Source organism: Methylobacter psychrophilus (assembly GCF_025583945.1).
GTDB lineage: Bacteria > Pseudomonadota > Gammaproteobacteria > Methylococcales > Methylomonadaceae > Methylobacter_C > Methylobacter_C psychrophilus.
In genome coordinates, this window is the sequence record NZ_JAOEGU010000012.1 from 43,376 (window position 1) to 57,599 (window position 14,224).

The 14,224-nt window shown below is 41.3% G+C and carries 14 protein-coding genes and 1 riboswitch; of the genes, 12 read left to right on the forward strand and 2 right to left on the reverse strand.

What is annotated here, in order from left to right; genetic code table 11:
* The first annotated feature begins 5 nt into the window (after nt 1-5).
* The 4 genes from N7974_RS08045 to galU all read left to right on the forward strand — a co-directional run bounded on the left by N7974_RS08045 (nt 6) and on the right by galU (nt 4,119).
* Nucleotides 6-962 carry a DHH family phosphoesterase gene (locus tag N7974_RS08045; RefSeq protein ID WP_262965111.1) on the forward strand — a complete coding sequence of 319 codons (957 nt, stop codon included), beginning with the start codon at nt 6-8 and terminating at the stop codon, nt 960-962.
* A 39-nt stretch (nt 963-1,001) separates the two neighbouring features.
* The gene (gene cysC / locus N7974_RS08050) at nt 1,002-1,649 is read left to right on the forward strand and encodes an adenylyl-sulfate kinase (RefSeq protein WP_262965112.1); all 648 of its coding nucleotides are present in this window, start codon (nt 1,002-1,004) and stop codon (nt 1,647-1,649) included.
* A gap of 60 nt (nt 1,650-1,709) precedes the next feature.
* On the forward strand, nt 1,710-3,110 hold the full coding sequence (locus N7974_RS08055) for a mannose-1-phosphate guanylyltransferase/mannose-6-phosphate isomerase (RefSeq protein ID WP_262965113.1): 1,401 nt from the start codon (nt 1,710-1,712) through the stop codon (nt 3,108-3,110).
* A gap of 127 nt (nt 3,111-3,237) precedes the next feature.
* On the forward strand, nt 3,238-4,119 hold the full coding sequence (gene galU, locus N7974_RS08060; protein WP_262965114.1) for a UTP--glucose-1-phosphate uridylyltransferase GalU: 882 nt from the start codon (nt 3,238-3,240) through the stop codon (nt 4,117-4,119).
* 130 nt (nt 4,120-4,249) lie between these two features.
* Here the strand turns inward: galU and N7974_RS08065 are convergent, their stop codons facing one another.
* A complete protein-coding gene (locus N7974_RS08065) occupies nt 4,250-4,978 on the reverse strand; it encodes a glycosyltransferase family 2 protein (protein WP_262965115.1) in 729 nt (242 codons plus the stop codon).
* 298 nt (nt 4,979-5,276) lie between these two features.
* Nucleotides 5,277-5,394, forward strand: a riboswitch (TPP riboswitch).
* A 30-nt stretch (nt 5,395-5,424) separates the two neighbouring features.
* Here N7974_RS08065 and thiC point away from each other — a divergent pair.
* The 4 genes from thiC to N7974_RS20660 all read left to right on the forward strand — a co-directional run bounded on the left by thiC (nt 5,425) and on the right by N7974_RS20660 (nt 10,041).
* Nucleotides 5,425-7,299 carry a phosphomethylpyrimidine synthase ThiC gene (gene thiC, locus N7974_RS08070; protein ID WP_262965116.1) on the forward strand — a complete coding sequence of 625 codons (1,875 nt, stop codon included), beginning with the start codon at nt 5,425-5,427 and terminating at the stop codon, nt 7,297-7,299.
* Nucleotides 7,300-7,540: 241 nt separating this feature from the next.
* The gene (locus N7974_RS08075; protein ID WP_262965117.1) at nt 7,541-8,140 is read left to right on the forward strand and encodes a DUF2914 domain-containing protein; all 600 of its coding nucleotides are present in this window, start codon (nt 7,541-7,543) and stop codon (nt 8,138-8,140) included.
* Nucleotides 8,141-8,212: 72 nt separating this feature from the next.
* On the forward strand, nt 8,213-9,571 hold the full coding sequence (locus N7974_RS08080) for an ISNCY family transposase (RefSeq protein ID WP_262965118.1): 1,359 nt from the start codon (nt 8,213-8,215) through the stop codon (nt 9,569-9,571).
* Nucleotides 9,572-9,870: 299 nt separating this feature from the next.
* Nucleotides 9,871-10,041 carry an H-NS histone family protein gene (locus tag N7974_RS20660; RefSeq protein WP_394813078.1) on the forward strand — a complete coding sequence of 57 codons (171 nt, stop codon included), beginning with the start codon at nt 9,871-9,873 and terminating at the stop codon, nt 10,039-10,041.
* A 67-nt stretch (nt 10,042-10,108) separates the two neighbouring features.
* On the opposite strand, the gene N7974_RS08090 is transcribed toward N7974_RS20660, so the two are convergent.
* Nucleotides 10,109-10,993 carry a carbon-nitrogen hydrolase gene (locus N7974_RS08090; RefSeq protein ID WP_262965119.1) on the reverse strand — a complete coding sequence of 295 codons (885 nt, stop codon included), beginning with the start codon at nt 10,991-10,993 and terminating at the stop codon, nt 10,109-10,111.
* 440 nt (nt 10,994-11,433) lie between these two features.
* On the opposite strand from N7974_RS08090, the gene N7974_RS08095 reads away from it, so the two are divergent.
* From N7974_RS08095 to lpxA, 4 genes are all read left to right on the forward strand, one after another.
* Nucleotides 11,434-11,580 (forward strand): hypothetical protein, encoded by a 147-nt coding sequence (locus N7974_RS08095; protein WP_262965120.1) that lies wholly within the window; start codon nt 11,434-11,436, stop codon nt 11,578-11,580.
* Between the two features lie 487 nt (nt 11,581-12,067).
* A complete protein-coding gene (locus N7974_RS08100; RefSeq protein ID WP_262965121.1) occupies nt 12,068-12,559 on the forward strand; it encodes a methylated-DNA--[protein]-cysteine S-methyltransferase in 492 nt (163 codons plus the stop codon).
* Nucleotides 12,559-13,443: a site-specific tyrosine recombinase XerD gene (gene xerD / locus N7974_RS08105; protein WP_262965122.1), complete on the forward strand. Its 885-nt coding sequence runs from the start codon at nt 12,559-12,561 to the stop codon at nt 13,441-13,443. Before N7974_RS08100 ends, xerD begins: the two co-directional genes overlap by 1 nt.
* A gap of 5 nt (nt 13,444-13,448) precedes the next feature.
* A complete protein-coding gene (gene lpxA / locus N7974_RS08110; protein WP_262965123.1) occupies nt 13,449-14,222 on the forward strand; it encodes an acyl-ACP--UDP-N-acetylglucosamine O-acyltransferase in 774 nt (257 codons plus the stop codon).
* Nucleotides 14,223-14,224: the final 2 nt, after the last annotated feature.

A 14,224-nucleotide genomic window follows, 5' to 3' on the forward strand; every position in this document is an offset into this window, starting at 1 on the left:
AAAGCTTGCAGATTGATATATTTAATGGCGACGCTGATGGTATCTGTGCTCTTGTGCAGTTGCGTTTGGCGCAACCGGCTCAATCCAGGTTGGTTACCGGTGTAAAAAGGGATATTCAATTATTAAAAGATCTGATCGTTCAAAAAAATGATTCTGTTACCGTATTGGATATTTCTTTAAAAAAAAATCACATCGCCCTGGATAGAATTCTCCGGCAAGGTGCTACCGTATTTTATGTCGATCACCACGAGTCAGGTGACATTCCGCAACACCCCAATCTCAAAACGATTATCAATACCGCAGCAAATACCTGTACCAGTTTACTGGTTGATCAATATCTTGGCGGAAAATACCGGGCATGGGCGGTAACTGCAGCTTTTGGCGATAACCTGATTGACAGCGCAGAACAGGCTGCCCAAAGCTTGTCATTATCTGACTACCAACTTCAGCAACTTAAAAATTTGGGCATTTATATTAACTATAACGGTTATGGTAACTGTATTAGTGATTTACATTTTGCACCGGATGCGCTTTATCGTGAATTAGTTCCTTATTCATCACCTTTTGACTTTATCGTTGATAATCAAATTATTTATGAACAATTATTGACGGGATATAAAGATGATATGAGTCATGCGCGGAATATTAAGCCTGAATATCAAACTGCTACTGTTAGCGTCTATATTTTGCCGGATGCCTTTTGGGCCAGACGAATTAGCGGTGTATTCGGTAATCAACTGGCCAATGAAAGTCCAACACGTGCTCATGCCGTCTTAAGTTATAATTCACAAGGTGGCTATCAGGTTAGTGTCAGGGCACCAATAGCCAATAAAGTGGGAGCTGATGAGTTATGTTCATCCTTTGCCACAGGTGGAGGTCGTAAAGGCGCAGCAGGCGTTAATCATCTGCCTCTTGCTGAGTTGCCAATATTTATTGCAGCCTTTGCAAAAAAATATACTTAAGGTCTGGTTAATTAATATTTAGGTACATTATCAAATCCAATGACAAAAAAAAGCACAAATACTTTATGGCATCATGCGACCATAACACGCGCCGACAGGGAAGCACTGCATAAACATAAAAGTGTTATCATCTGGTTTACCGGATTATCCGGGTCTGGTAAATCTACGTTGGCTCATGCAGTAGAAGAATATTTACATAAAGTCGGTATTTCAACTATTGTGCTTGATGGTGATAACGTTCGACATGGATTGTGCGGCGATTTGGACTTCAGTGATAGTGATCGGATTGAAAATATCAGGCGTGTTAGTGAGTTGGCAAAGTTAATGATAGAAGCGGGTGTTATTACCTTAGCGGCTTTTATTTCACCCTTTAAAGCAGATCGTGATGACGCCAGAAAACGAGTTCCGCACGGTGATTTTTTGGAAATATATTGCCAATGCCCCATCGAAACTTGCGAACAAAGAGATGTAAAAGGTCTGTATAAAAAAGCCAGGGCTGGAAAAATCCCTTTTTTTACGGGTATTGGTTCCCCATACGAAACACCAGGAATGCCTGAGCTGGTTGTAAATACTCATGAATTAACTTTGGAGGAAAGTGTTAAAAAAGTGTTAAACCTGCTTATGCAGCGAGGCGTTATTAAAGATATTGTCTGGCTAAAGCCAAACAGTCAGTTAAGAGAATTTTAAATACGTCCAATTGATTTCATCTATTTTGCTACATCTACTTTTTTTAAGGAAAACAACATTATGATTCCCGTTATCTTATCGGGTGGCTCAGGAACAAGACTTTGGCCACTTTCTCGCGGACACTATCCCAAACAATTTCTACCACTGGTTTCAAGTCATACGATGGTTCAGGAAACCCTGCTCAGGTTGGATGGAATTGACGGATTGAAAGCACCGCTTGCGGTATGTAATGAAGATCATCGATTTATGATGGCGGAACAATTATGGGAGATAGGTGCAAAACCAGCCGCTATTATTCTTGAGCCAATAGGCAGAAATACAGCTCCTGCAGTGGCTATGGCAGCATTATCAGCTTCATCTGAAGATGATATATTATTGATTTTGCCTGCCGATCATGTTATTTCCAATCTGGTTGCTTTTCATGCCGCAGTCGTTGAGGCAAAAGCTTTGGCAGAGCAGGGTTTTTTGGTGACTTTTGGCATAGTACCTACCGAACCTGAAACCGGATATGGTTATATCAAGGCAGATACCATGCAGCATGGAGCCGCTTTTGGTGTGGCTGCTTTTGTTGAAAAACCGGATGTAGAGACAGCAAAAGGCTATCTCCAAAGTGGTGGCTATTATTGGAATAGCGGCATGTTTGCATTTAGGGCGGGAAGTTTTCTCAGTGAGTTGGAGAAATTTAATCCAAAGATGTTGGCAATATGCCGTCAAGCCCTTAATGCTGCAAAAGTTGATTTGGATTTTGTCCGTTTGGATAGAGAGCTATTTGCTACCTGTCCTGATGATTCTATTGATTATGCTGTCATGGAAAAAACGGATAAGGCCGTTGTTATTCCCTTGGATGCAGGCTGGAACGATGTAGGATCGTGGTCCGCTTTATGGGACGTGACCGAAAAGGACGCTTTTGGTAATGCCATTAGCGGGGACGTATTGACAGTTGATACCCACAATTCATTTATCCATGCACAAAGTAAACTGGTTGCGGTTATTGGTGCTCATGATCTGGTCATTGTCGAAACCGATGATGCAGTGATGATTTCGCCCAAAGACAGGGTTCAGGAAGTTAAACAAATTGTTGCCCAGTTAAAAGAACGTGGCCGTAGCGAAGCGGATATTCACCGTAAAGCCTACCGTCCCTGGGGACATTATGATTTGGTTGATACGGGTGAGCGCCATCAGACCAAAAGGATTGTGGTTAAGCCTGGTGGTAAATTATCCGTACAGAAACATCATCATCGTGCCGAGCATTGGGTTGTTGTTAAAGGGACTGCATTGGTTACCAAGGGCGAGGAAAAGTTGTTAATTACTGAAAACGAATCTATTTATATTCCTTTGGGTATTGTGCATTGTCTTGAAAATCCTGGTGTTATTCCTTTGGAAATCGTTGAGGTGCAATCGGGTAGTTATCTGGGGGAAGATGATATCGTGCGCTTTGTGGACCAATACGGACGTGTTTAATCTCTCGTAAAGTAAAAAATGGTGTAATGGCGACGAAGATTGTGAGCGTATTAGATACTGGTTTTTTATAGGCCAGTATCTTTGCCGGTCTTGTGTTTTAATAATTTGAATAAAAAGGAAATAATTAATGAGTAAGAAAATCACCAAGGCAGTCTTTCCCGTGGCCGGTTTAGGAACACGTTTTTTACCGGCAACCAAGGGTATCCCTAAAGAAATGTTGCCGATTGTTGATAAGCCGTTAATTCAATACGCTGTGGAAGAAGCCGTTGCCGCAGGTATTGACACCATGGTTTTTATTACCGGGCGTAGTAAAAATGCAATAACTGATCATTTTGATAAGGCCTATGAACTGGAAAAAGAGCTGGAGTCAAAAAATAAAACTGAAATATTAAAGTTAATTCAGGATATTGTACCGCCACATGTGTCATGTATTTTTATCAGGCAATCCGAGGCATTAGGTCTGGGTCATGCGGTTTATTGCGCCAGACCGGTTATTGGTGACGAACCTTTTGCGGTGATATTGGCGGATGATTTGATCGAAGATGCCGGTCGAGGTTGTATGGCGCAGATGGTTAAATTGTACGAACAAAAGCATACTTCCATTCTGGGCGTAGAACGGGTTGATCCATCAGAAACAGGTAGTTATGGTATTGTTAAAACTGCCGAGTTTTCAGAAAAATCAGCACCAATAGAAATAATTGTTGAGAAACCAAAGCCGGAAGATGCACCTTCAAACTTAGCGGTAGTAGGTCGGTATATTTTGACGCCAGCAATTTTTGATAAAATCAAAAAAACCGGTAGGGGTGCTGGTGGCGAAATTCAGTTAACCGATGCCATCGCTGATTTATTGAATGATGAGCCTGTGTTGGCTTACGAGTTCGAAGGTACACGTTATGATTGTGGCTCCAAGCTGGGGTTTTTAATAGCGAATGTAGAGCTGGCATTATTGAACAAAGAATTAAAAGATGGCTTTTTAGCTTATCTTAAAGAGTTAATCAAAAAGATTTAAAGTCAATAACGAGCAGTATTACGGCACGTTATAAAGATCACTGCCGGAAACACGAAGGTTTATTTCCTTCGTGTTTCTTGTGGCGATTAAAAAAATAAAAGTATTTTTTTATCTCAAAAATCGAGTTGCGTTATTTTTCAATTTCTTTAATTACTGGCAGTTTTGCGCGATTCTGTAGCCAGATAACCCCGGATAAATCAATGATTCCCGCCCAAAGACGATCTAAAGTCCCATATTTTGATTGGCCGCTTGTTCTTGATCTGTGATTGACCGGCTCAGAAATTACCTGTCCACCGGATCGTAAAATCAAGGCGGGTAAAAATCGATGCATGTGATCGAAATAAGGTAAACCCAGAAAACGATCCCTTGAAAATACTTTTAAGCCGCAACCCGTATCCGGCGTATTATCCCCCAGTAAGCGAGCCCGCACTCCGTTAGCCAGTTTAGATGAAAAAAGCCGCCAGGCAGAGTCATGACGTTTATTTCGCCATCCGGCTACCATCCATAAATTACCGGTTGTTTCTCTTTCTAATGTTAAAACTTCATATAATCTAGGAATGTCGGCAGGATCGTTCTGGCCATCGCCATCCAGAGTAGCAATCCAGGGGTGGTTTGCCGCTTTAACACCGGTATGAATAGCGGTGCTTTGTCCGCAACTTTGCTCATGTCTAATTACTTTCAGTGCCTTGAAATCTTGAAGCGCCTGCTTTAGAACGGCGGCTGTTTGGTCGTTACTCCCGTCATCAACATAAATAATTTCATAGGCTTTAGCCTGACTCATTGCACTAACTATCTCTTCAATTAAAGGGACAATATTGTCGGCTTCATTATGAACGGGAACAACAACAGAAATTTTCACAGACCATCCTAACTAAATAGTTTATTTACAGTGTATGAGCAGGGCAAAAATGAGCTTATCATTTTTTTGCCAATCAATAATCAATCACTTTCGATCGACTATGATATAAAAAATGCCTCAAATGTCCTAAAAATTTCGCTATAATTAAATGTAAAGCATTGATTATTAAGCTTACCGATACCTATAAAAGTGTTAATTAGCTGGATTAAAACCATTTGTTTTATAAGGCGTTTACAGGAATTATGATGCTGACTATGCTTGCAATCTGGAGCATTATACTTTAACTTAGTGCCACATCCGTAAAGGCTAGGGGTGCTTTTCTATTTCCACGCATTGCGAAGAAACGAGAGGCTGAGATAAACCCTTTGAACCTGACCCCGGTTAATACCGGCGTAGGAAAGCCCCAACTTCCCTGCGCCTTGTTTTATTGTTATTGGAGTAAAGCTATGAGCGCTGTTTTAAAAGATGTTACTGAGACTACTGTCGGTAGTGTAAAAATTGATTCCTATCCCGCATCAGAAAAAATCTATGTACAAGGCAGTCGCCCTGACATACAAGTCCCCATGCGCAAGATTACCTTATCTGACACGCCGGTTCACTTTGGTGCTGTAGAAAAAAATGGCCCGCTTTATGTTTACGATACTTCCGGTGTTTATACTGACCCCAATGTCGAGGTTGATTTAAAAAAAGGCTTGGGTTCAATTCGTTCCGCATGGATTGAAGAAAGAAATGATACTGAAGAATTGACGGGTCCCAGTTCTGATTTTGGCCGTCAGCGTCTGGAAGATCCGGCGACTGCTGATCTGCGTTTTGAACATATCCGTAAACCACGTCGTGCCAAGGCAGGTGCCAATGTATCGCAAATGCATTACGCTCGCTTGGGTATCATTACTCCAGAAATGGAATTTATCGCGATTCGTGAAAACCAGAAAATGGAAGAAATGCGCGATTTGTGGAAAGGTCAACATCCCGGAGATTCTTTTGGTGCCTCTATACCTGAAGCCATTACAGCTGAATTTGTCCGCGACGAAGTAGCCAGAGGCCGGGCGATTATTCCAGCCAACATCAATCATCCTGAATTGGAACCTATGATCATAGGTCGTAATTTTCTGGTAAAAATTAATGGTAATTTAGGCAACTCGGCAGTCACGTCCTCTATCGATGAAGAAGTCGAAAAAATGCTCTGGGGTATACGTTGGGGCGGCGATACCATCATGGATTTATCGACCGGTAAAAATATTCATGAAACCCGTGAATGGATTTTACGTAATTCACCGGTGCCTATCGGTACTGTGCCAATTTATCAAGCGTTGGAAAAAGTGAATGGTAAAGCTGAGGACCTGACGTGGGAAATCTTCCGTGATACTTTGATTGAGCAGGCAGAGCAGGGCGTAGATTACTTTACTATCCATGCCGGAGTCCGCTTGCATCATGTGCCCTTAACAGCAAAACGCATGACGGGTATTGTTTCGCGCGGCGGCTCCATTATGGCTAAATGGTGTCTGGCACATCACACAGAAAGTTTTCTGTATACGCATTTTGAAGAAATATGCGAAATTATGAAGGCTTATGACGTCTCTTTTTCGTTGGGTGACGGTTTACGTCCGGGTTCAATCTATGATGCTAATGATGAAGCGCAATTTGGTGAACTGGAAACGTTGGGCGAATTAACAAAAATCGCCTGGAAACATGATGTGCAAACCATGATTGAAGGCCCGGGTCATGTGCCTTTGCACATGATTAAAGTCAATATGGAAAAGCAACTGGAAGAATGTGGAGAAGCCCCTTTTTATACCTTGGGCCCGCTGACTACCGATATAGCACCCGGTTATGATCATATTACGTCAGCTATAGGTGCTGCAAATATTGGTTGGTATGGTTGTGCCATGCTTTGTTATGTTACCCAAAAAGAGCATTTGGGTTTACCGAATAAGCAGGATGTCCGTGAAGGCATCGTAACTTACAAAATTGCCGCTCATGCGGCTGATTTGGCAAAAGGTCATCCTGGCGCACAAGCGCGGGACAATGCGATGTCTAAAGCCCGTTTTGAGTTTCGCTGGGAAGATCAGTTTAATATTGGACTTGATCCTGAAAAAGCCCGTGAATTTCATGATGAAACCTTACCTAAAGATTCAGCAAAAGTTGCCCATTTTTGTTCCATGTGCGGCCCGCATTTTTGCTCAATGAAAATCAGCCAGGATGTGCGTGATTATGCCAAAGAAAAGGGCATTAAAGATGAGCAAGAGGCGTTAATTAAAGGGATGGATGAAAAATCCAAACAGTTTCTTGATGAAGGTGCTGATATTTATCATAAGGTTTAGCAAAAAATGGAGTAATGGAGCAATCCCGTTACTTCTTTAAATATTAGTTCCATAGCAGTTTACCCGGTATAACAAGCAGATTCGGTATGCATAAAAAACATGCCGAACTCTGGTTTGAATTGGTTGTGTTGGACCTCAATTTATTACTTTCGATATCCATTTTTTTGTTCGCATTATTTGAGGAAGACAACCACGTTTAATTTGCTATCGTTCTTGGTAGCGACATTTATCAGGCCATTTTATGGAAGACAAAAAAAATATTGTAATTAAGGTTAAATATCCCGGTACTGGTAAAAAAGCCGAGGATGATCTTTCCACATCAAAAATAATAACCGAATGGAATATTAAACGTATATTATTGGCTTTGCTCGGTGTCATTTTATTGATAATGGCATTGTGGTTTTTTTTTAAGCCAGTTGCTGAAAATACCGATTTAAAACCCCAGGCTGTATTGTCTGAAGAAGTTATTAAGATACCTGTTAAGCCGAGCATAGATGGTAATAAAAGCATAACCATAACCAGATCTTTACTGACTTTTAAGATTAATAATAACGAACCGGAAGGTGAAATAACATTACCTTTGACGCTGAGTAAAACAAAATCAACGTCGATTTATTATTTTGTTGAATTATCAGGAATGAAAGATCGTACGGTTTATCACGAATGGTTACTGGATGGTACGCTTATCACCAGAAAAAAAGTAAATATATCAAATGATAACTGGCGAACATCAAGTCGACAGTTATTTATTTATAATGTAAAGACTCATTGGATTGCAAGGCTGGTTGATGAATCCGGTCAGATATTAAATCAGATAGATTTTAATATTATTTATGAATAAGTGCAGTCAGCAATTCTCATTATGACGTTAATCACCTAAAATGGCAGACCGATTCTTATTGAGACCTGTGATATGAGTGCCCCCTTTGGATTAAATGCCTTGACCTTTAGTGATGTAGTCAAACAATTACATACCACTTTTGAAACTTTTTCTGATCCGCGAACCGGCAAAAATACGAACTATACGATGACTGATGCTGGACTGAGTGCATTTTCAGTATTTTTCATGCAAAGCCCGTCATTTTTAGATTTTCAGCGAACCATGCAGGATACACAAGGGAAAAACAATGCACAAACACTGTTCGGTGTTTTTAAGATCCCAACAGACAACCACATTCGGAGCCTGCTTGATGCGGTAGAGCCTGCGACAGTGTATCCGCTGTTTGATTTTGTATTTGACGGTTTGCAACGGGCGGGGGTAATCGATACTTTTCGCTCAACAGACAATCGATTACTGCTGGCATTGGATGGAACCGACTATTTTTCGTCACAAAATCTCCACGGTCCCTGCTGTTCAAGTAAAACACACCGTAACGGTAAAGTCAGCTATTCGCACAAAGTAATAACGCCCGTGCTGGTTAAGTCTGGTAGTGACAAGGTTATTTCACTGGCGCCAGAATTTGTTCGCCCGCAGGACGGTCATGAAAAACAGGATTGCGAGATCAACGCCTCTCTGCGCTGGCTAGAAAGTCGGGGTAGTCAGTACGCTGCGCTGGGCACTACCGTGCTCGGCGATGATTTGTATTGTCACGAGCCATTTTGTCGGGCGTTGCTGGTCAAAGGACTTGAATTCACCCTGGTCTGTAAACCCGACTCTCATAAGACGCTGTACGAATGGGTTGATGATTTGGGGCGTAACGGTATTGTTAAAACCTTGGTGCAGACTCGCTGGACCGGCAAACGCCATGAAACAGACACTTATCGTTATGTCAGCAGCGTGCCCTTGCGTGATGCCGATGATGCATTAATGGTGAACTGGTGCGAGATCACCACCCGCACGGCAGACGGTAAGGTACGGTATCGAAATGCGTTCGCAACCTCCTTGAGGATTGATGACGCTAACGTTGTCGAAATAGTTGCCTCCGGACGCGCCAGGTGGAAGATTGAAAATGAAAACAATAATACCCTGAAGACCAAGGGCTATCGCTTCGAGCATAACTTTGGTCACGGCCAACAATTCTTGTCTTCCTTACTGGCGACTCTGATTTTACTCGCCTACTTGTTGCATACCCTGCTGGATTTAATGGACGACAAGTTTTGCCTGCTTCGTCAAAAACTACCTTCACGCAAACGTTTGTTCGATGATATGAAGGCACTGACTACCTACTTTTGTTTCGATAACTGGGAGCACCTGCTCGATTTCATGCTGGAAGGCTGGTCGTATAAGCCGGGAAGCCCAATCAATCGGCCCCCGAAGCCTGAAATCGGATAGGTTTTCGTCATAATGAGAATTGCTGGTGCAGTGTTGCATCTAAAGCATTATAAAAAAATTGATAGTATACTGATTTATAATATATATAACCTTTAAAAATATATACTGATTATGGTAAAGTTATTTAAAAATTTTTATTATTAAGGGAATAACAATGACCGATTATCAAAGTCTTTCAGAAAGTGAATTACAGGCTGTTATTGATAACGCAGAGAAAGCATTAAAAATTATACAAGCAAAATAAGCGTAAAGACGTTATAGCGCAGATCAAACAATTAGCTGCATCTATTGATGTTGCTGTGGATATACACGAAACTGATAAAAAACCAGCGCGTAAAGGTAGTAAAGTGGCGGTTAAATATCGTCATCCCAATGATCCGGAAAAAACATGGACAGGTCGCGGGGTAATGCCGACATGGTTGCAAACCGTTATAAATGAAGGTCGCGATCGCTCTGAATTTGAAATTTAGAGCTTGCCAAATACTTAGAGGTAGACGAATCCGTCTTACAAATTAATAAGACGGATTACAGTTATTCTTAATCGATAAAACGTTTGCTTAAATCGTTATAAGCATCAATTCTACGGTCACGTAAATAGGGCCATATTTGTCTGACCCGTTCAGTATGAGATCTGTCAATCTTGGCCGTTAACAGTTTTGTTTCTGAATCATTAGCCTGGGTTTTTATTTCTCCTTGCGGGCCGGCAATAAAACTATTGCCCCAGAATTTTATTCCTGTTGCTGAATCAGGTGCTTGTTCAAAGCCTACCCGGTTGCAGGCGATAACAGGGATGCCGTTGGCAACTGCATGAGAGCGCTGAATAGTAACCCAGGCATCCATTTGGCGTTGCTGTTCTTCTTTTGAATCCTGCTGATCCCAGCCTATCGCTGTAGGGTATATTAAAATTTCTGCGCCAGCTAAAGCCATTAATCTGGCCGCTTCCGGAAACCATTGATCCCAGCAAATTAACACGCCTAATTTACCGATAGAGGTCTCTATTGGTTTAAAACCCAGATCACCGGGGGTGAAGTAATATTTTTCATAAAACCCCGGGTCATCGGGTATATGCATTTTTCTATATTTACCAGCTATACTGCCATCCTTATCAAAAACAACGGCAGTATTATGGTAAAGCCCGGGTGCTCTTTTTTCAAAAATGGTTGAGACGATGACAATTTTTAATTTTTTGGCTACGGCCGACAGAATTTCAGTGGCAGGACCAGGGATTTCTTGAGCAAGATCAAAATTATTATAATCTTCATTTTGACAAAAATAGGGCCCTAAATGTAGTTCTGGTAATACCACCAGATCTGCATTGGCTGCTGCGGCTTCATGTATTTTTGCAATGGAAAAATCCAGGTTTGTTTGTCTGTCTTCATTACAAGGTTGTTGAACAGCGCTAACGATTAATATTGATTTCATAATTGAATGGGGTAGTGGGTTTTACTGTAGCAATTATAAACTATTATAATTTTACGAATAAACATATCAAAAGTGAGTGTTGGAATATTCTGTTTTTACCGGTAAATTAGCCGAATTTATTTTTAGCGATTGTTGCCGTAATAGACTTAATACAAAGCTTACTAATATCATTAAGGCAGTTTTCTAATATATCCATTTCCAGGTGAGTGATTATGAGTAATCAAGAATTACAAAATAAAGAGTTGACGACAGAAGAAAGTGCGAAAAAAAGACGTCGTTTATTAAGGGATCAGAAAAGCATTTAGATGTGCATAAGAAAAAAAAGATCATTACGTATTAATTAAGTTCCCAATAAATAAACTGCCACAGATTCATAGCGTAAATCTGTACATAATCTGTGAATTTGTGGCATATTTTGCCAGTTAGCCTCCGAGTCAATAATGGCTCAATGCCAAGGTATTTATTCGCGAGAAGATGTTTCGAGCAGTATAGCCAATGCCGGTTTTTGTCGTCTCACCGGTGTCGTGGTTTCCTTTTTAGGGAATGGTACGTTACCGGTGGCCGCATTTTATACCGCAACCCAATAGGTTACCAAGAACAGCAAAGCATATCGGTCTACTTTCCCCATTTTTATCAGTTCACGCCTTATTTAAATCTTGTGATGGTTTTTTATGGCACTGGATTATTTATTTACGCTGACAAAACCTCTAAAAAATTTAATATTATTGATGTGTATTTTACTTATCCCGATAGCTACGACGTTGCTGGGGAAACGGCTTAAAATTCGCGTCATGCTCACCTTGCGTGGCACGTAAATACTTTTATTAAAAATGCCTGGCTAAAAATAAGGCTGTTGATGGTGTTAAAAAGTGTCATATGCATTTTTTCAGTATCTAACTCTCTTAAGCAACATATGGTTTCTTTAAGTGCCAAAGCTGATAGAATTCCTGTAATTGGTAACGGCATTGATTTATCCACCTTTTACCCATTAACTAAATCTGCTGCCAGAACAGAGTTAAAATTATAAATTTTGGTGGAAGAATTTCAGAGGATAGTCTTGGAGAAATACGTTTAATGTCATTTGTAATTCAGTGGATGGATGCGTGTTGTGGACCTGAGGAAGTTATTAAAATTTCTACTCCGGCAGGTCAACTGATTTTATACCGGCAGCAAGGAATTATTAGTAAAGCAGACTGGGCGTCTGATGATGATCTTTATTCCCAAGATCCTGACCTGCAGGAACAATTTAACCAATATTGGTTAAATATCGATAAACACATTAATATTAAATTGTTAAAACAAGGTAGTGCCTATCGTCATAAAGTCTGGACTGCATTGGGTAATATTCCTTTTGGAGAAACCATGACTTATTCTGCATTAGCCAAAAAAATAGATTCGTCTGCGCGAGCTGTTGGTAATGCCTGCAGGGATAATCCTTACCCAGTCATTATTCCTTGTCATCGTATTGTGTCCGTTTCCGGTATGGGGGGCTATTGTGGGCAAACACAAGGCGATTTTATGGCAATCAAAAATAAATTACTCACTTATGAGGCAACCCATAAATAATGACTGCTATTGTCTTGATAGACCAGTTTCTTGATGCCGTTTGGGTAGAACAGGGTTTGAGCGAAAATACCCTTTCTGCCTATGGTAGCGATTTGAGGATTTTTGCCAAATGGTTGGCAGATAAATCCCTGTTGGATGTTGATACCAGTGATTTATCAAAATTTTTGGCAAGTCGTTATAAAGCCGGTATAGGCAATCGATCTTCTGCACGTATTTTATCCAGTCTGCGTCGCTTTTATGGTTATTACATCCGCGAAAACCGGTTAACCATTGATCCTACGGCATTAATAGAAGCGCCTCATATCGGTCGTGCTTTACCGGTGTCGCTTTCCGAGCATGATGTCGAATTATTACTGAATGCTCCGGAAGTAACCAATGCGCTTGGTTTTAGAGATAAAGCCATGCTGGAAATGCTTTATGCAACGGGGCTTAGGGTATCAGAGCTGGTTGGTTTAAAATTTGCACAAATCAGTTTCAGGCAAGGTGTAGTCAGAATAATTGGCAAAGGTAATAAAGAGCGTTTGGTACCCGTTGGTGAAGAAGCCATGAGTTGGATGGAAGGTTATATGAGTCAGGCCAGAAAAACTACGCTAGGTGAGCGGCAATGCGACTATTTGTTTGTCACTAACCGGGCTGGGGGCATGACAAGACAGGCTTTTTGGCATATTATCAAACGTCATGCCAAAAAAGCCGGTATTAACAAAGAGCTGTCGCCACATACCTTAAGGCATGCTTTTGCGACACATTTGTTAAATCACGGTGCGGACTTGCGCGTTGTGCAGTTATTATTGGGGCATGCTGATTTATCAACGACCCAAATCTATACCCATATTGCCCGCGAACGCTTAAAAGAATTACATTCAAAATATCATCCCAGAGGATAATTAACATGGCTCAAAATATTCACCCGACCGCTTATATAGCGCCTGATGTTGTATTGGGAGACGGTGTTACCGTTGGCCCTTTTGCTGTTATTGAAAGTGGCGTTGAGATGGGTGAAAACTGCGAGATTGGTGCTCATGCGGTAGTTCATAGTCGGGTAAAAATGGGTTCCGGCAATATTTTACACCCACATGCGGTGTTGGGCGGCTTGCCGCAAGACACCAGTTTTAAGGCCGAGACGGTTTCCTGGTTAATTATTGGCGATAATAATAATTTCAGGGAAGGCTTTACTGCGCACAGGTCTTCTAAAGAGAATGGTACAACGCGTATTGGTTCGGGTTGTTATTTTATGAATAACAGTCATGTTGCCCACGATTGCAGTATCGGTAGTAACACGATATTTGCCAATAATGTGGCGATAGGTGGTCACGTCGAAGTGGGTAATAATGTTTTTATGGGTGGCGCTGTGGTCGTGCACCAGTTTTGCCGGATCGGTTCTTTCGCAATAGTGCAGGGTACAACAGGACTTAACATGGATGTCATGCCGTTTATGTTGATTGGTGGGCGACCGGCCCGTCACTACAAATTAAATAGCGTAGGCTTAAGGCGGGCGGGCATTACCGGAGATCGTTATAAAGTACTTTCAGCGGCATTTCGCTTGTTAAAAAACAAGCAAAGCCTGGATGAGTTAGAAGAAACTGAAGAGTTAAGGCAATTAAAAGACTGGTTAGCCGTTAAATCCAAGCGGGGTACGCATGGCTTTATTGAGGTATCGAGCTAATT